Annotated in this window: 12 protein-coding genes and 1 other annotated feature; of the genes, 5 read left to right on the top strand and 7 right to left on the bottom strand. The window is 64.2% G+C overall.

Features of this window, described 5'->3' with window-relative positions:
- Positions 1-126: 126 nt before the first annotated feature.
- Positions 127-1,062 carry a radical SAM protein gene (locus Q0063_RS03120; protein ID WP_297870519.1) on the bottom strand — a complete coding sequence of 312 codons (936 nt, stop codon included), beginning with the start codon at positions 1,060-1,062 and terminating at the stop codon, positions 127-129.
- Between the two features lie 321 nt (positions 1,063-1,383).
- Between Q0063_RS03120 and Q0063_RS03115 the strand changes: the two genes are divergently transcribed.
- Complete coding sequence (locus Q0063_RS03115) at positions 1,384-1,722, top strand: helix-turn-helix domain-containing protein (protein ID WP_297870518.1); 339 nt, start codon at positions 1,384-1,386, stop codon at positions 1,720-1,722.
- A 49-nt stretch (positions 1,723-1,771) separates the two neighbouring features.
- Here the strand turns inward: Q0063_RS03115 and leuB are convergent, their stop codons facing one another.
- The 6 genes from leuB to Q0063_RS03085 all read right to left on the bottom strand — a co-directional run bounded on the left by leuB (position 1,772) and on the right by Q0063_RS03085 (position 8,820).
- Positions 1,772-2,842, bottom strand: coding sequence for a 3-isopropylmalate dehydrogenase (leuB, locus tag Q0063_RS03110; RefSeq protein ID WP_297870517.1), 1,071 nt, complete (start codon positions 2,840-2,842; stop codon positions 1,772-1,774).
- Between the two features lie 2 nt (positions 2,843-2,844).
- Positions 2,845-3,342 carry a 3-isopropylmalate dehydratase small subunit gene (gene leuD, locus Q0063_RS03105; protein WP_297870516.1) on the bottom strand — a complete coding sequence of 166 codons (498 nt, stop codon included), beginning with the start codon at positions 3,340-3,342 and terminating at the stop codon, positions 2,845-2,847.
- A gap of 231 nt (positions 3,343-3,573) precedes the next feature.
- On the bottom strand, positions 3,574-4,833 hold the full coding sequence (leuC, locus tag Q0063_RS03100) for a 3-isopropylmalate dehydratase large subunit (protein ID WP_297870515.1): 1,260 nt from the start codon (positions 4,831-4,833) through the stop codon (positions 3,574-3,576).
- Positions 4,834-4,931: 98 nt separating this feature from the next.
- Positions 4,932-5,187 (bottom strand) — a binding site (T-box leader).
- Positions 5,188-5,311: 124 nt separating this feature from the next.
- Positions 5,312-6,214: a sensor histidine kinase KdpD gene (locus tag Q0063_RS03095; RefSeq protein ID WP_297870514.1), complete on the bottom strand. Its 903-nt coding sequence runs from the start codon at positions 6,212-6,214 to the stop codon at positions 5,312-5,314.
- Between the two features lie 107 nt (positions 6,215-6,321).
- Complete coding sequence (locus tag Q0063_RS03090) at positions 6,322-7,005, bottom strand: response regulator transcription factor (protein WP_297870513.1); 684 nt, start codon at positions 7,003-7,005, stop codon at positions 6,322-6,324.
- Between the two features lie 231 nt (positions 7,006-7,236).
- A complete protein-coding gene (locus Q0063_RS03085) occupies positions 7,237-8,820 on the bottom strand; it encodes a peptide chain release factor 3 (protein ID WP_297870512.1) in 1,584 nt (527 codons plus the stop codon).
- A gap of 534 nt (positions 8,821-9,354) precedes the next feature.
- Between Q0063_RS03085 and Q0063_RS03080 the strand changes: the two genes are divergently transcribed.
- The 4 genes from Q0063_RS03080 to Q0063_RS03065 all read left to right on the top strand — a co-directional run bounded on the left by Q0063_RS03080 (position 9,355) and on the right by Q0063_RS03065 (position 17,590).
- The gene (locus Q0063_RS03080; protein WP_297870511.1) at positions 9,355-14,241 is read left to right on the top strand and encodes a M60 family metallopeptidase; all 4,887 of its coding nucleotides are present in this window, start codon (positions 9,355-9,357) and stop codon (positions 14,239-14,241) included.
- Between the two features lie 4 nt (positions 14,242-14,245).
- Positions 14,246-15,526 carry an S-layer homology domain-containing protein gene (locus Q0063_RS03075; protein ID WP_297870510.1) on the top strand — a complete coding sequence of 427 codons (1,281 nt, stop codon included), beginning with the start codon at positions 14,246-14,248 and terminating at the stop codon, positions 15,524-15,526.
- 527 nt (positions 15,527-16,053) lie between these two features.
- Positions 16,054-16,668, top strand: a complete 615-nt coding sequence (locus Q0063_RS03070; protein WP_297870509.1) for a DUF4303 domain-containing protein — start codon at positions 16,054-16,056, stop codon at positions 16,666-16,668.
- 172 nt (positions 16,669-16,840) lie between these two features.
- Positions 16,841-17,590, top strand: coding sequence for an acyl-[acyl-carrier-protein] thioesterase (locus tag Q0063_RS03065; protein ID WP_297870508.1), 750 nt, complete (start codon positions 16,841-16,843; stop codon positions 17,588-17,590).
- Positions 17,591-17,885: the final 295 nt, after the last annotated feature.

The following is a 17,885-nucleotide window of genomic DNA, read 5'->3' as shown; positions in this document are numbered from 1 at the left end:
TTTTCGTTTTTCCGCCGCCCTACTCTCCGGCCTTTTACGGAGCTGGTGGGCCCGTAAACCGGCAAGTGGTTTTCGAGGGGGCGCATTTGCGCCGTGGGCTGCCTGTGAAGCCGGGAGGCCCAATGCTTATAAATGGGGCAGCTGCTCCCGGTAGGACCGCAGCCGGTCTTCCTGGCCGGAGGCTATGATTTCATCCAGTCTCGCCAGCAGCGCGTCCTGCTCCTCCGGCAGAGCGCCCTGAAACTGAAAGGCGTTGGACGCCCCCATGGCCGCGAAGACGGTGGGAATGTTCAGGCACTCCAGCAGCGTCCGGGTCTCCCGGTACTTCTCCAGCTCCCCGCTCTCCCTCCAGGCCCCCCGCCGGATTTCCCGGCTGAGCTCGGAATCCGGGTAGACGGTCAGCATATTCACCCCAATCAGCCAGGGGCGCAGCTGATTGCACACGGCGGCGGTGGCCCGCGCCCCCGCCTCGCCCCGCCCGGCTCCGGAAATCCCCGCCAGGTAGAAAAAGCTGTACCCGATGCCCGCCTCGTCCAGACGGCGGCACTGGGTCAGGATGTCCCCAGGCGCATAGCCCTTGTTCATAAACGCCAGAGCCTCGCCGTCGCCGGTCTCAATGCCGATGGTCAGACCGTCGTAGCCGGCCCGGCCAAGGGCCGCCAGCTCCTCATCAGATTTCAGGGCAATGTCCGTGATTCGGGAAAAGCAGCCCACCGTTCTGACAGAGGGCAGATACTGCCGGATCAGACCGGCGATTTCCAGCAGCCTGTCACAGCGCAGGACGAAGGGGTTCGCCCCGGTCAGAAACACCCTTTCCACACCTCCGGGCTCCGGAAGCCCCTGTAAGCGGGCCGACAGCCGGGCCATGGGGTCCGCGGCCCAAATCTGCGCCTCCTGCAAATCGCTCTCCACGTCCTTCAGCGGCGACATTCTAAACTTGAATGGCAGCTCACTGTACAGCGTGCAGAATTTACAGCTGTGGTGGGTGCAGCCCGCCGTGACCTCCAGCAGCAGCGACGCCGCCTCGTAGGGCGGACGCCAAATGGTCCCTGTGTAGTGCATCGTCATACCTCCCTGACGTCTCTTTGATGGGTCCATTATACCGGGCCGCCGTGAAAAGAAAAGTACGGTACTTTTTTGCAGTACCCTGATTTTTGCGACGCCTTGATTTTTGAGGAGTGAACAGGGCGAAGATTTTATGTAGGGGCCTGTCCCGGCCCGTCTGCCGGAGGCCCAGCATCATTGGGAGAACGGGCGGGCGCAGAGGCCCGCCCCTACAGGCGTTCCTGCGGGGGCAGGCGTAAAGCCCGGCGGCGTCTTGATTTTTTGCTGCGGGTCTGATATGGTGTAGCCAGCAGGACCATCCGGAGGGAGGAATACGCCATGCGGAAAACCAAACAGGCCGTTGAGCGGTGCAGAACCATTTCCACTCTGCAAAAGCTGCTGGGCGGAAAGTGGAAAATCGAAATACTCTACTACATAGCCGTGTCCGACATACACCGCTTCGGCCAGCTGCGGCGGCAGCTCGGGGAGATTACGGAGTCCTCCCTGACCAAGCAGCTGCGGGAGCTGGAGGCCGACGGGTTTCTTCTGCGCCGCGATTTTCACGAGGTTCCCCCGCGGGTGGAGTACACACTGACGGAGCTGGGGCAGAGCTTCATTTCTGTGCTGAATGTGATGAAGGAGTGGGGCGACCGCAATCTGCCTCCGTCAGACGGCTGAATCAGAGGGAAGATACAAAAAAGACCGCCGGACGGCGGTCTTTTCTGATTCAGATGCGCTTGCGGATTTCCGCGCCCATCTCCGTGCAGCCCAGCAGCGTGCAGCCCTGCTCCATGATGTCGCCGCAGCGGAAGCCGGCCTTCAGGGTCTGGTCCACGGCGTTCTCGATGGCGGCGGCCTCGGCGGCCATATCGAAGCTGTAGCGCAGCATCATGGCGGCGGCCAGAACGGTGCCGATGGGGTTGGCCTTGTTCTGCCCGGCGATGTCCGGGGCGGAGCCGTGAATGGGCTCGTAGAGGCCCCGGGTACCCTCGCCCATGCTGGAGGAGGGAATCATGCCGATGGAGCCGGTAATCTGGCTGGCCTCGTCGGACAGGATATCGCCAAAGAGGTTTTCCGTCACCAGCACGTCAAACTGGCTGGGGTCCTTTACCATCTGCATGGAGGCGTTGTCCACATACATATGGAGCAGTTCCACATCCGGGTACTCCCCGGCCACCTCCGTCACCACCGCCCGCCAGAGGCGGGAGGTGTCCAGCACGTTGGACTTGTCCACGCTGGTCACCCGCTTCCGGCGCTTCCGGGCCATTTCAAAGGCCACACGGGCCACCCGGCGGATCTCCGTCTCGGAATACTCGCAGATATCCCGGGCCTTCTTCTCCCCGTTCTCCTCCACGGTGGTGTGCTCGCCGAAGTACAGTCCGCCAATCAGCTCCCGGACCACCACGAAATCAATGCCCCGGTTGGCGATGTCCGCCCGGAGGGGACAGGCGGAGGCCAGCTCGGAGAACATCCGGGCGGGCCGGACATTGGTATAGAGCCCCATGGCGGCCCGGAGCTTCAGCAGGCCCTTTTCGGGGCGGTTGGCGGAAGGCTGGCTGTCCCACTTGGGCCCGCCCACCGCTCCCAGCAGCACGCTGTCACTGCTCAGGCAGGTCTCCAGACTGGAGTCCGGCAGAGGCACGCCGAAGGCGTCGATGGCGTTTCCCCCCATGGGGGCCTCGGCATAGCGGAAGCTGTGTTCGAACTTCGCCGCCACGGCGTCCAGCACGCCCACGGCCTCCCCCACAATCTCGGGGCCGATGCCGTCGCCCCGAATCACCGCAATTCTCCTGTCCATGGTTACGCCTCCGCCTTCTTCGCCCTGAGAGACGCCATGAGGCCGCCCCGGGCAATCATGTCCTTGATGAAGGGGGGGAAGGGCTCCGCCTGATAGGTCTCGCCCTTGGTGCGGTTGGTAATCACGCCGGTGTCAAAGTCCACGGATACCTGGTCCCCGGCGGAGATGCCGGCGCTGGCGGCGGGGCACTCCAGAATGGCCAAGCCGATGTTGATGGCGTTGCGGTAGAAAATCCGGGCAAAGGTGGCGGCAATCACGCAGCTGACGCCGCTGGCCTTGATGGCGACGGGGGCGTGCTCCCGGGAGGAGCCGCAGCCGAAGTTAGCCCCGGCCACCATGATGTCGCCCTCCTGCACTCTGCCGGTGAATTCCTTGTCGATATCCTCCATGCAGTGGGCGGCCAGCTCTCTGGGGTCCTGGGTGTTGAGATAGCGGGCGGGGATAATCACGTCGGTGTCCACGTGGTCCCCGTATTTATGGACAGTTCCCTGTACGTTCATAGCATAAACCTCCGTTTAAATCAGGAATTAGGAGTTAGAAATTAGGAATTAGGAGTTAGGAATTAGGAATTGAATCAGGAACCTCAAATTCCTCATTCCTCATTTCTAATTGGAATCACTCTTTCTTTTAATTAGGAATTAGGAGTTAGGAATTAGGAATTGTAACGAAGCCGGGAAAAATTCCTAACTCCTCATTCCTCATTCCTAATTCACAGAAATTCTTAATTGTCTTCAAATTTCATCGGGGTGCGCGATGTGTCCGGCAATGCCGGAGGCGGCGGCCACGGCGGGGGACGCCAGATAGACCTCGCTCTTCACGTGGCCCATGCGGCCCACAAAGTTGCGGTTCGTGGTGGAGACACAGCGCTCGCCCTGGGCCAGGATGCCCATGTAGCCGCCCAGGCAGGGGCCGCAGGTGGGGGTGGAGACGATGCAGCCGGCGTCCATAAAGATATCGGCGTAGCCCTCCTTCATGCAGGCCCGGTAGACGCTCATGGTGGCGGGAATCACAATGCCCCGGACGCCCTTGGCCAGATGCTTTCCCTTCATCACGGCGGCGGCGGCAGCCAGGTCGGGCAGCTGGCCGTTGGTGCAGGAGCCGATGACAATCTGGTCGATGGCGATGTCCTTGCCCTCCCGGGCGCTGTGGGCGTTCTCAGGCAGGTGGGGCCAGGCCACGGTGCAGTCCACCTGGCTCAGGTCAATCTCAATGGTCCGCTCATACTCGGCGTCGGGGTCCGCCTCATAGGCGGTCCAGGGCCGGTTTACCCGTTCCGCCACATAGGCCCGGGTAATCTCGTCCACCGGGAAGATGCCGTTCTTGCCGCCGGCCTCAATGGCCATGTTGGCAATGGTCAGCCGGTCATAAATGGAGAGGGAGGCAACGCCCGGGCCGGTGAACTCCAGGGACTGATACCGGGCCCCGTCCACGCCGATCATGCCGATGAGGGTGAGAATCACGTCTTTGCCGGAGACGTGGGGCCGGAGACTGCCGGTGAGGCTGACCTTAATGGCGGAGGGAACCTTGAACCAGGTTTCGCCGGCGGCCATGGCCGCGCCCATGTCGGTGGAGCCCACGCCGGTGGAGAAGGCGCCCAGGGCGCCGTAGGTACAGGTGTGGGAGTCGGCGCCGATGACGGCCTCGCCGGGAGCCACCAGGCCCTTTTCCGGCAGCAGGGCGTGTTCGATGCCCATGTCGCCCACGTCGAAATAGTGGTCGATGTCGAAGCGGCGGGCAAAGGTCCGGCACTGCATGCACTGGGTGGCGGCCTTGATGTCCTTGTTGGGCACAAAGTGGTCCATCACCAGGGCGATTTTGCTCTTGTCAAACACCCGGTCAAATCCGGCGGCCTCAAACTCGTTGATGGCCACAGGGGTGGTGATGTCGTTGCCCAGCACCAGGTCCAGCTTCGCCTGAATCAGCTGGCCCGCCCGGACGGACTCCAGACCGGCGTGATGGGCGAGAATCTTCTGCGTCATTGTCATTCCCATGACTGTCACACTCCTTAGGTTTTGAAAATAATCAGGATATTCAGGATATCGGATTCACGGGACCGCGGGGAAACAAAAAAGCCTCCGTCTCTTCTCCCTGAAGAGACGAAAGCTCAGCTTCCGCGGTACCACTCTCATTGGCGTCTATGCGCCCGCTCCCGGCATCAGTCCGGCGCGCCGGACGAATCCCGCCTCTTTGATAACGGTGAGGAAACCCGTTTCCGCCTAAACCGCCGCCGGTCTCAGCGAACCTACTCAAGGGCCAGTGACGTCTTTTCCTTCCGTACTGCCTTGCAGCGCCCGGCAGCTCTCTGAAACGTCCCGAAAAGACTTTTTCCCTGTCATCGTATTTCTGTCATATGCTCTTGTGGGTCGATGGCATGTAGGATACAGGATTTTTTCCCGTTTGTCAAGCCCCTTTTTCAAATCTTCCGAATTTTCAGCTTTTCCGGCTTCACGGGGAAAACCGCCGGGACTCTCAGCGCCTGGGCAGGAACAGCGAGAACCTCGCCCCCTCCCCGGGCCGGGAAAACACCTTGACATAGCCCCCCTGGCCCGCGGCAATCTGCCGGACCAGATACAGCCCCACGCCCACGCCCTCGGTCTCCCAGGCGGCCTCTCCCCGGAAAAAGCGCCGGAAGATCCCGGCGTGCTCCTCCTCGGGAATGCCGGGGCCGGTGTCGGCCACGTCGACGCGGCAGAACAGCTCGTAGGGCACGGCGCTGAGGGTGACGCGCCCCCCGGCGGGGGTGTATTTCACGGCGTTGTCCAGCAGGTTGCACACCGCTTCGGCGGTCCACTTGGCGTCAAAGACGGCCCGGACCTCCGTGGGAACCAGGGTCAGCGTCAGACCCTTCTCCGCCGCCGGGACGGCGAACTGGGCGGCAGCCTCCTCCAGCAGGGGCCCCAGAGAGCCGGGCCGGGGGTGGAGCACCAGCACCCCCGCCTCCAGCCGGGAGGTTTTCACCATGCCGTCAATGAGAGAACGGAGCTTCTGGACCTGGGCGTTCAGCGCCGCCGTATAGGGCCGGCAGTCCTCCGGAACCTGCTCCTCCAGAAGCTGGGCGTACAGCAGGACGTTGGCGATGGGGGTTTTGGTCTGGTGGGAAATATCGGCAATCAGGGTCTTGACCGTCTCCTTCTCCTCCCGGAGACGCCCGGCGGTGACGGCGGAGGCGGCCAGGTACTGGCTCAGCCTGACTTCCACGGCGGAAAGTCGGCTCTCATCATAGCGCGTTTCCTGAAACTCCCCCCGGACGGCAGCGTCCAGCATATCGTTCAGCCGGGAGAGCATGCGGTTCATCCGCCAGCGGCACCACAAAAGCAGAACCGCCGCCGTCGCAGCCGCCGCCGGAATCCACAGCCAGCACCCTCTGTCCATCACACCGGACTCCTTTCCTGTTTCTCTGCATCCGCAGCCGCCGGAACGCTTCTTCTCCGGCGCGCAGACTCCCCCGTCTGCCATTCCCGGCCCGGGAGCGCCGGGTTTCAGGGGGCGGCGGTCCAGGTATAGCCGATGCCGTAGACCGTTTTCAGATACCGGGGATGGGCCGGGTCCTCCTCCAGCTTGCCCCGGAGGCGGCGCACCGTCACCGACAGGGCGTTTTCATCCACGTACTCCGCCCCGTCGGTCCAGACCCGGTCCACCAGCTGGGCCCGGGTCAGGGTCCGGCCACGGTTCTCCACCAGAAGACGCAGCAGCTTCTGTTCCGTCTTGCTCAGCTCCACGGGCTGTCCCTCCCGGCGGAACTCCATGTTCTCAAAATCAAAGACAAAGGGGCCCTGCTCCACCGGCCCGGCCGGCCGGGGGCCGCCGGTCCGCCGGAGCTGCGCATTGACCCTGGCCCGGAGCACCGCCAGAGAAAAGGGCTTGGTCACATAGTCGTCGGCCCCGCACTCCAGACCCGCCACGATGTCCGTCTCCAGGTCGTTGGCCGTCAGCAGGATGACGGAAACCCCACTGGTCCGCCGGACCTCCCGCAGGAGGTCCAGGCCGTTTCCGTCGGGGAGATTCACGTCCAGTATCAGCAGCCCGAAGTTCCCCGCCGCCAGGGCGGCCCGGGCGGCGGCCAGGGTCCGGCAGAGGGTCAGGTCCAGCTCCGGACTCTTCAGGGCCAGGCACAGCCCGTCCCCCAGGGCCCTGTCGTCCTCCACAATCAAAACAGATTTCATATCGCACCTCTTCGCACCTCTCAGAGCCTGTTTAAAATCCGGCGGAGTGCCGGATTGGGGCAGATTTTTTTGCCGGGCAAGGCGGTTTGACGCAGGAATCCTGGCGGATTTCAAGTCAAACCAACGCAGCATCGGCGGAAAAAGATGCCCTGTGACGGCGTTTCGACGGATTTTAATCAGGCTCTCAGGCCCTCCGCCGGCAAACCGCCCGCGGCGGGAGCCTCCGACCGCTTACGAGACGGAAAGGGAATCCTCCAGCGTCAGGCCGGGGTTGTGCTTCGTCAAAAAGCCCACGGACCACTCGCCGCCGAAGGCCACCAGCAGCCGGCCTCTGAAATCCTCCAAAATGGCCGCGCCGGTGCAGAGCACCAGTTCGTCGGGCTTGCAGGGACACGCTGTGATGAGACGCAGGTGGTCGTAGGGCAGGCCCTCCATATAGAGCTCCACGCCGTACTCCGCCCGCATGCGGTACTGGAACACGTCGAACTGGAGCGTGCCCACGACGCCCACCACGACCTCCTCCAGGCCGCCGCCGGGGCGCTTGAATATCTGAATCGCGCCCTCCTGGGCAATCTGCTCCGTGCCCTTGATGAACTGCTTGCGCTTCATGGTGTCCTTGGGGGCCACCCGCATGAAGTGCTCCGGCTCGAAGGTGGGGATGCCGGCGTAGCGGAACTTCTTGCCGGGCACGGTGACGGTGTCCCCAATGGAGAAGAGGCCGGGGTCGAAGACGCCGATGATGTCCCCGGCATAGGCCTCGTCCACAATCTCCCGCTCGGCGGCCATCATCTGCTGGGGCTGGGAGAGACGCATTTTCCGGCCGGACTGGACGTGGAAGTATTCCGCGTCCCGCTGGAAGCGGCCGGAGCAGATGCGCATAAAGGCCAGCCGGTCCCGGTGGGCCTTGTTCATATTGGCCTGAATCTTGAAGACGAAGGCGGAGAACTCCGGGGAGAAGACGCCGATCTCCTCCTCCCCTGCCCTGCGGCTGAGGGGAGCCGTGGTCATGCGGAGGAAGGCTTTCAGGAAGGGCTCCACGCCGAAGTTGGTCAGGGCGGAGCCAAAGAACACCGGGGAGAGGGTCCCGGCCCGGACGGCCTCCAGGTCAAAGTCCCGGCCCGCCCCCAGCAGCTCCACTTCCTCCTGGAGCTGCCGCCAGCGGTTTTCACCGATCAGGTCCCCGACGGCGGGGTCGTCCAGGTCCACGGCGGTGGCCTCGGCCTTTTTGGCGTGTCCCTCGCCGGAGAAGAAGAGGATGCGGGCCAACTCCCGGTCATAGACCCCCTGGAACTCCTTTCCGGAGCCGATGGGCCAGTTGACGGGATAGGTGTCGATGCCCAGTTCCGCCTCCACCTCGCCGCACAGCTCCAGAGGGTCCCGGCTGTCCCGGTCCATTTTGTTGATGAAGGTAAAGATGGGGATGTGCCGCAGGGCGCAGACCCGGAAGAGCTTCCGGGTCTGGGGCTCCACGCCCTTGGCGGCGTCGATGACCATGACGGCGGAATCCGCCGCCATAAGGGTGCGGTAGGTGTCCTCGGAGAAATCCTGATGCCCCGGGGTGTCCAGGATGTTGACGCAGTAGCCGTCGTGCTGGAACTGCATGACCGAGGAGGTGACGGAAATGCCCCGCTGCTTCTCAATCTCCATCCAGTCGCTGGTGGCGGCCCGGGCCCGCTTGCCCTTGACCTCGCCGGCCTGGGCGATGGCTCCGCCGTAAAGCAGCAGTTTTTCCGTCAGCGTGGTCTTGCCGGCGTCCGGGTGGGAGATGATGGCAAAGGTCCGCCGCCGGGAGATCTCTTCCTGTAAAGTGGCCATAAAAGCCCTCCTTTTGTAGGGTAAGAAGCGCAGCCGCCGGCGGACGCGGGGGACTGGCGGGGGACATGGGTCCGCCGGCGGGCACGGCTCCTGAAAATCCAGACTGGTAGTATACCATAAGCCCGCGGGCTTTGCAAGGGAAGAACGGGGATGGGCTTCGGCGGGGAAATGGCCTGGTCAGGGGACCAGGCCCCACTGGGTGTTCTGCCGGCGGGTGCTGTGCCCCGTCTTTTGGGGCTCCGGCGCTCCCGGGGGAATGGCCTGGTCCGGGGACCGGGCCCCACAGGGTGTTCTGCCGGCAGAAAAAGTGTGGTGCCCGGCCTGTTTTCGGGCCCTGCCGGCCCTCAAACACCGGTTTTTCCAACGCTTCCGCCTTCCGTCAAAAAAAGCCAGTGAATGGCTTGCCAGGTTCCGGAAAAATTGCTATAATCAGCCGGGGGAACTGTTCATATCATGAACGTGCCCCTATATAACTGCGTCTGCCGGAGGGAGCCCAGTCCTCCTCCCGGCAGTATGGAAACGGAGGACGCCTGTATGCGCCTGCACAAACGAATCCTATCCCTGCTGCTGTCGGCGGCACTGCTGCTGCCCGCCCTCCCGCCGGCCCGGGCGGCGGAGGGGGAAACCGGCTCCGTCAGCGCCACCCTCCGGGTGGACTATCCCCAAAGCCTGGAGGCTCTGCGGGACCGGTCGGTTCAGGCGGAGCTGTTCCAGGGCCGCCGCTCCCTGGGAACCCTGGACCTGACCCGCGAAGACGAAACGGACCTGGACGGCTTCCCCGCCGCCGTGACCCTGCGGAATCAGGACGGCGGAGAGCTGGGCGGCGGAAACTGGCCCGGCTTTCTGGACCTGAGCGTTTCCGGCCTGCCCCAGGGGGCCTACACGCTGGAATTCACCGGCGAGGGCTTTGTCCCCTTCCGCCAGGACGTAATCCTGGAGGACTGCTCCCAGCACATCACCCTGGGCACCAGCGACGCCACCTTCACCCTGGGCGATGTGAACGGCGACGGCCGGATCACCAAAGCGGACCGGGAGCTCGTTGCCGACGCCCTGGGCTCGGAGTCCCGCCGGGACCTGCTCCAGTACGACCTCAACGGCGACGGGGCCATTGATATTTACGACCTGGCCTATGCCAGCCGCAATCTGAACGCCCAGGGCGACTCTCAGGTGCGGGACACCGCCCTGCTGGCCCCGCCGGTGGACGCCGACGGGATGTGGGAGGCCCTGAACCGGACCGGCGTCACCGTGAACGGCGACCCGGAGGCCCTGTTCAGCGGAGACGGCCAGGCGGTGACCTTCACCCCCGCCGGCGAAAACCTGAGCCTGACCATTCCCCTGAGGGAGCCTCAGGAGCTGGCGGAGCTGCGCATCCTCGCCCCCGAGGGCCCCGGAGCGCCGGAGGCGGGCTCCGTCACTGTGGAATATGAGGACGGCAGTCTGGAGGAAATCCCCTTTGACCACAGCCTGCCGGAGGGCGTCCGGGCCATCGGCCCCCTCCCCGGAAAGACCCTGGTGACCATTCCCCTGGGCCGCCGGACAGCTGTCAAGGAGATTACCATTACCGTCACCCGCTCCCAGGACGGCACGGGCTTTACCGTTCTGGAGTCCATCCAGTTCCTCCGGGATATCGTCCCTGAAAACCCCGTGCCCCCCAACAGTGAAATCAAAAATCTCACGGCGGACCCCGGCGACAGCCGGGTCAGTCTCCGCTGGCAGGAGCTGCCCAACGTCTCCGGCTACCGGGTGGACTACTGGCTGCGGGACGACGGAACCCCCCGGTCTCTGCGGGTGGATGTGCCCCGCGCGGAAGTCACCGGCCTGGAGAATCTGAAAACCTATGTCTTCACCGTCACCCCTGTGGACGGAAGCTGGGAGGGCCGGACCTCCGAAGCCGTCACCGCGGCGCCTCAGCCCGTCAAGGCCCCCAGCGCGCCGGATATGGTCAGCGTCAGTCCTCTGGACAGCGCCCTGTCCGTGTCCTGGAAGGCCTCCAAATCCGCGTCCTACTATGAAGTCTGGTACCGGGCCGGAGAGACGGGGAGCTTTGTCCAGTGGGGCAGCCGCCTCACCGGCACCAGCACCGTCATCACCGGACTGCAGAACGGCACAACCTATTCTATTTACATCACGGCGGGCAACTCCGCCGGTCTCAGCGGCCCTTCCCGCACCTCCCTGGGCACGCCTGAGGCGCCGGACTACAGCCGCCCCGAGGGCATTCCCACGGCGGGCGTGCTGGACTGGCAGAACCTTGAACGGGTCTGGCTGGCCGCGCCCAACAATGTCTCGCCCACCTCTTACCCGGCCAGCCGGCCCTTCCAGCCGGAATTCATGGCCGACGGCGATTTCTCCACCCATTGGACCTCTCATTCCTACGGAGACGGCAACTGGTGGGACAACAAGCAGGTTCTTTGCGACTTCAAGGAGCCCGCGGACATCAGCGCCGTGATCTGGGTGCCCCGGCTGGACGGGAGTTATGCCTCCAACCTCCGGCTCTACACCGTCACCGTCTGGCGGGAGGGCGACGACCTGAACGGCCCCGGCACCCTGCTGGCCCCGAACCCGCTGGAGGGCGGCAGCGCCTCCGACGCGGAGACCTGGCTGCCGGTGCGGAACAATCCCGCCTCCACCCGCTTCGCCGTGCTGCCTGTTGAGCCGGTGACGGACGTGGTCCGGGCGGCTGTCACCATCGAGCAGGCGGGCTACTCGGCGGTGAGCCTCTCTGAGCTGATGTTCCTGGAATACGACCCCGCCCGGTGCCTGCCGGACAACATCGCGGACCTCTTCTCCGACGAGCTCCGCACCACCCTGCGCCCCGGCGTTTCCCAGGCGGACATCGACGCCCTGCGGGCCCGCCTGAACAGCGACGAGGGGAACTACTATCTCAACCCGGAGATTCTGGCCGACGAGCTGGATCTGGCGGAAGACCTGCTTCAGGGCAAGGGTCCCGGCAGAGTGCTCCGGGGTCTCCGGAGCCGCAGCGGCGGCGCCGACGGCCAGCAGTTCGGACAGAGCGCCAGCGACCTCCAGCCCCTGGGAGCCGCCGCCAAGGCCGGGGAGGACATCACGATTTACGCCGCCGGCATCCCCGCCGGGGAGACGGTGACGGTGTACGCCACCCAGTTCAACGCCGAGGCCTCCACCTGGCGGGCCTCCATGGGGACCCTGAGAAACGGCCGGAATGTGCTGACCGTTCCCCAGATCGGCAGCCAGAACACGCCCAGAGGCGGCAGTCTGTACGTCACCTACGGCGGCAGCGCCCCTCAGGACATCCAGCTCCACATCCGCCGGACGGTGGAGATTCCCCTGCTGGCTCTGGACGGCTGGTTTGACATGAGCGAAAACGACCGGCGGACGGAAATCGGCCTCTATGTGGACGCCCTGACCGACTATTGCGCCGCCCAGGGCATCACCAGCGCCAACCGGGACACCCACTGCCTCAACGTCACGGAGCTGTCCCTGCCCTCCGTGCTGCTGTCCCTGCCGGCGGCGGCGGTGCAGAGCGCCCTGGGCCCCAACCGGGCGGAGGCTGTGGAAACCCTCTATGACAATGTGCTGGCCTGGGAGGACGTCATGCGCATCTGCGAAACCACCCAGGGCATTGACGAGACCGGGGCCGGCGGCATGACCTCCCGCCAGAACATCCGCTGCATGCAGATGTTCGCCGGGGCCTTCATGTACGCGGCGGGCAGCCACATCGGCATCGGCTACGGCTCCTGCAGCGGCATGGTCTGCGGCAAGCCCCTCAGCAGCCTGGAGCCCGGCGCGCAGATCAACCGGCTCTTCGGCTGGGGCATCGCCCACGAAATCGGCCACAACATGGATAAGCTGGGACAGGCGGAAATCACCAACAACCTCTACTCCCTCATGGTCCAGACCGCCGACGGCGGGAAAAACATCCTCCCCTCCCGGCTGGAAAAGGAAAACCGCTGGCCCTCCGTTTTCTCCAAGACGGCGGCGGGTCTCCCCGGGGAGTCCAGCAACGTGTTCACCCAGCTGGGCCTTTACTGGCAGCTCCATCTGGCCTATGACGGCGGAAACATGGACTTTTACAGCCGCTTCTTCAAGGACTGGAAGACCTCTGCCGGCAGCGGCAGCTACGGCGACCGGCTGGCCCTGACGGCCTCCAGAACCGCCGGGCGGAATCTGACGGAATTCTTCCAGCGCTGGGGCGTCAGCCTCAGCGAGGAGACCCGGAACGCCCTTGCCGCCTATCCGGAGGAGGAGCGGGCGGTCTGGTACCTCAGCGACCAGAGCCGCCGGGACCGCCTGGCGGGAAAGACGCCCGCCTCCGGCACGGTGTCCCTGACGGCGGAAAAGCAGGGAGACAGGGAAGTCCTTCTGACAATCTCCTCCACCGCCGCGCCGGACCAGGTCCAGGGCTATGAGATTCTGCGCAACAATGAGCCCATCGCCTTCACCGTGGCCGGGACCTTTACCGACATCATCGGCTCCGCCAACCACCGCACCTATACCTACGCCGTCCGGGCCTACGACACCCTGGGCAGCTGCTTTGCCGAGGACGAGGCGCCCGAGCTCCGAATCGCCTATGACAAGACCGTGGACCCCGACGCCTACGAGCTGACCCGGGACGGCGATACCGTCACCCTGACGCTGAAGGAGGAGACCCCCGTCTCCGGCCTGAAGCTCACCCGGTTCCCCGCCGACGGCGCGTTCAGCGTCTCCATCACCGACGGAGCCGGGAATACCGTCTCCGCCCGCCAGGGAGATTTCAGCCAGGGCAATCAGGCGGAGGACGACACGGACAGCTATCTCACCTATTTCCAGAAGCCCGGCGCGCCGGAGACGGACACCCGCATCTGGACCTATGACGCCAAAACCGTCGTCATCACCGGCATCCCGGCGGACCCGGAAGAAATTCCCGACGCGGACATCCAGCTGGTCAGCTACGCGGGGGATGACGTGGCCTTCCTGGAGGGCTGCACGGCGGGCATCCTGGCCCAGCCCTACCGCTACGGCGAGGGCGCGAACCAGGAGCTCCCCGCCGGAACCCTGGTCATCGCCGGAACCTACCGGGGCAATCCCCTGTACCAGATCGTCCGGATTGAAGGCCAGTTCGTCAAGACCACAGTGGACGCGAACGGCGAATTCACCACCACGGAGGAAGTCCGGCCCCTGGACGGCAAGGCTCTGCTTCTGGCCGAGATTCCGGAGGACGGCGCGGTCAGCGACATCAGCGACGGACTCTTCCTCTTCGTCCCCAACGTCCAACGGGAAGCGGAGCTTCAGGGCGAGGTCAGCGGCTGCGCCGCGGAGCGCCTTCTGCCCAGCCGGATGCGGGCGGTGCTGTCCCGGACGGACCTGCCCACGGCTCCGGAGAGCCAGCGGGTCACGGCGGAAACCCTGTGGATCGACAGCCCCGGCGGCAGCGATCTGCCTGTCTTTGAGTTAAAGGAGGGCTGAGACCATGCGGAACATTCATAGATTTCTGGCGGGCCTTCTGGCCCTGTGCCTGCTCTGGACCCCCGCCCTGGCGGCGGGGCAGGACCCGGTTCTCACCTGGCGTCAGGAGGGCGACGGCATCGTCCTGACCCTGAAGGGGCTGGAAGATAAGCTTTCCGCCCTTCAGGCGGAGCTGACCCTGGAGGGAGAATGCCCCGACGCCTCCTTCACCCCCGCCTCCCGGGACGTCTACAGCCCGGACTGCCTGGTGAATGCCGGTCAGGGCCAGACCTCCGTCACCATCTGCCTGACGGCGGAGGGGGACAGCCTGATGGAGGGCCGCTCCCTCTCTCTGGGAACCCTGTACCCCGGCGGAAGCTGCACCCTGCCGGCCCGTGCCTCTCTGGTGCTGCTGGACCGCTCTCTCCGTCCTCTGGAGGGGGGGAGCATCCGGGTGCAGCTCCGGGAGGACAGCGGCTCCGGCGGCGGTTCCTCCTCCGGCAGCAGGCCCCTCTGGCGGGTCCGGACGGCGGAAACCGAGCACGGCAGCCTCTCCGTCCGCCCCTCCTCGGCGGCGGAGGGCGCCACCGTCACCATCACCCCTGTGCCGGACAGCGGCTATGTCCTGGACAGTCTCACCGTTACCGACAGTCAGGGCCGGAGCATCCGGACCGTCTCCGCCGCAGCCCGCAGCTATACCTTCACCATGCCGGGACGGGACGTGGAGGTCAAGGCCGTGTTCGCCCCCGGCGACGGCAGCCTGCCCTTCCTGGACATCGAGCCGGGGGCCTGGTGCTATGACGCGGTGCGCCGCGTCTATGAGATGGGCCTGATGAACGGCACCTCCGCCACCGCCTTCACCCCCAACGCAGCCACCAACCGTGGCATGATCGTGGCCATTCTCTACCGGCTGGAGGGCTCTCCCGCCGCCGGTTCCTCCGGCTTCTCCGACGTGGCCCCCGGCGCTTATTACGCCTCCGCCGTGGCCTGGGCTGTACAGAACGGCATAGTCAACGGCTATGACGACAACACCTTCCGCCCCGGAAACCGGATTACACGGGAGCAGCTGGCCGCCTTCCTCTTCCGCTATGTCCGCTATAAGGGCGGGGACGTGTCAGACCGGGCGGACCTCTCCGCCTTCACCGACGCGGGACAGATTGCCTCCTATGCCGTGGAGCCTCTCCAGTGGGCCAACGCCCAGGGTCTGGTCAACGGCACCAGCGCCGCCACCCTCTCCCCCGGCGGCAGCGCCACCCGGGCCCAGGCGGCAGTCATCCTCACCCGGCTGATGGAAAACGTCCTGTAAGAACCGGACAGCAGGACCGGCAATGCCTATTGAGATGTATTGTGTAAAGGGTGGTTTCACCACCGAATACATTACATGGCTGGCGGCTCATTTGTGGCAGAATGACACAGGCTGGAAAGGCGGTGATCGACCAGCAGGAGGGAACCGAAGCGGGAGCGTCTGGGAATGACCTGGGCGCTCCGTTCTCTTTGCCGGCCCTCTGCGAAGAGCGCACTTACTCACCACCCGCAAGCTGGTGGTGGTATGGCCTGCGGCCATCGTGCGCCCTCCGGGGGCGGGGGTGGCTCCGCTGCCAGTCCTCCCCTGCTGGTATATACAGCAGACGCCAACGGCGGCTTGTGCATCGGACGCAGCTGCGCCGATCACCGGGGGCTTAGGGGCCTTCAGCCACCAACAAGCGGGCCTCGGTATATACCAGGGCATTGCTTGCAAAAGTAGGTGAAGACCCTGTAACAGAAGTTGAATGCCAGTTGGCTTTGTGCTATACTTTGCTCATATCAATTCGCAAAAAAGGAGGATAATCAGAGGTGGAACAATTTTTCTTAGACCTACAGCCCGCCATTGAGAAAGCGGTACGGCATACAATGGAGAAGATTCGCTTGGAAATTGGGAAGGAGCATATCTACAGTGCGGCCTTGGTCACCGACAGCGATTGTATTACCCTTTTCCTGGCAGTGAACACCGAGGAGGCCTTGGCAAGGCGGGACGAGACGGACCGGACACCGGAGCGTCTGGCGGAGTTACGGAAGTACTGGTCCGAGGAACTGGTGAGCCATGTGGCGGACGGCTCTTTCAGTCTGAACCGCTATATTCCCGACGAGTGGGGCTACTCCGATGGGACCAACAGTGAACTCAATCAGGTCAGCCGGCAACTCTACGACCAAGAGGCGACCCTCTCCGATACGGACGACGATGCCTATGACGAGGTTCATGAGCAGTTCCAGGAGCAGTTTCTGGAGACGGTGGCATTGGTCTTCGAAACGCTACAGGCGGAGGGCGTCTTCGCCCCGGAGACCCTCTGCTTCATCTCGATGTCCGATGACGACCGGACACCGGACATTGAGGACGATTCCGCCCGGCGTCTCAACACCCCGGAACAGTATGAGCAATTTCAGACTTGGGCAAGTTTTTTCAACGGATAAGCAGATTGACGAGAGAACATACGAAAGAACTGAAGTGCTCCTGAGAATAACTTCCGGCCTGTAGGGGGATTTCACCTTTTGGGTGAAATCCCCCTTGACAAATGCTCTCTTGAGAAAAGGGGCGAATGGTGCTATACTGTCCTCCGGAAAACATTTTTTGCCGGAGGATACTATGGAAGCATTCAGACAGACATTGACGGAAAACAGCTATTCCCGCCAGGAGGAACTGGTATTCTGGGACTGTGACCGGGAACAGCGGGCCCGGGTGTCGGCCCTGCTGAGCAAGCTGGGGGCCTTCGCCGGCTATGACTACGACGCCAGAGGCCTGACTCACGATGTGCTCTGGGCCAACCGGGAGGTCTTCCTGATCTCCCGGGCGGTCCTTCGGATTCACGACTGCCCTCACGCCGGGGACGTGCTGGACATCACCACATGGGAAAACGGGGCCAGAGGGGCCCACATGCAGCGGGTCTACGAGATGCGGGACCGGACGGGAGCCCTCCGGGTCTCCTCGAAAACCGACTGGATTCTGGTGGACCCCGTCACCCGGAAGATTCTGCGCCCCAGCGCCTTCACCGCCAAGGCCATCACCGTCTGCCCCCGGGAGATCGACTGCCCGGAGCCCCGGAAAATCACCCTGCCCAGGGAGGGCCGGGAGGACCGGGGCTCCCGGACGGTCCGCTGGTCGGACCTGGACGGAAACGGCCACCTGTTCAGCGGCAACTACGGCGACTATGTGTGGGACGCCCTGCCGGAGGACTTGCAGGTGCGGGTCCCCAGGGAGTTTTACATCAACTACAGCCGGGAGGCCGGTCTGGGGGAGGAGCTGCGGCTGGAGGGCGTCCGGGAGGGTCCGGACGTCTACCAGATGGAGGGCCTGGGACCCCGGGGCTCCTGCTTCACGGCCCGGTGCGTTTTCTGAAATTCCCCTTCGGAGGACCCGGAAATTCCGAAAAACAGCAAAGAATCTCCCTGTTTACCCTTGACAAACGGCCCCCTTCCCCGTACAATAGGGCCTGTTGAAAGACGATGAAGGGAAAAAAGACGGGCCTTCCCGCCCTCAGAGAGCCGGCGGACGCTGCGAGCCGGCGGGGGAAGTCCGTGGATGACTGGTCCCGGAGTCTCCCGCCTGAACCGGCAGTAGGGCGGAACGGCCTGCCCCCGTTACCGGGCCATGAGGGCCGCCACCGTTTCCCCGGCGGCTGAACAGGGTGGTA

The sequence above is a fragment of the uncultured Oscillibacter sp. genome (assembly GCF_947654275.1).
In the GTDB taxonomy this organism is placed as follows: Bacteria; Bacillota; Clostridia; order Oscillospirales; family Oscillospiraceae; genus Oscillibacter.
The sequence above is the reverse complement of the archived record's forward strand: the minus strand, read 5'-3'. Positions and strand labels throughout refer to the sequence as shown.